This window comes from Enterobacter cloacae complex sp.6700776 (assembly GCF_048284255.1).
GTDB lineage: Bacteria > Pseudomonadota > Gammaproteobacteria > Enterobacterales > Enterobacteriaceae > Enterobacter > Enterobacter intestinihominis.
Genome location: NZ_JBLVYK010000108.1, coordinates 1 through 334 on the forward strand (window position 1 = coordinate 1; position 334 = coordinate 334).

Genomic DNA, 334 nt, shown 5'->3' on the forward strand with positions numbered 1-334 from the left:
GCATAGCAACGATAGACTCTTTACCTTCTAATAGTCTTAATGGCCATTCTTTCGGTAAAAATTGATCATTGATGGAGTAAGTTCGACTTTCAAGCAGTTCAGATAAATCTTGATTCTGTTTATTTAGTGCTTTTAAAAAAGTTTCTTGTTCAATCAAATAACCAATAAAAGATTTGAATTCAACTTCTAAACGCCTGGTTTCTTGCTGAACAATCCTATCAGCACTCCAAAATAATGTTGTGATTAATACAAATAAAAGAGGCAGAGTAACTGTTAATATACTATTAGTACGCCCAGAACTGCGCGTTATACGAGAAAAAGCAGTTGGTGATTT

1 pseudogene is annotated in these 334 nt (G+C 33.2%); it reads right to left on the minus strand.

What is annotated here, in order from left to right:
• Positions 1 to 334 (minus strand): annotated as a pseudogene (locus ACNQ0T_RS23435) (hybrid sensor histidine kinase/response regulator); the annotation flags it as partial.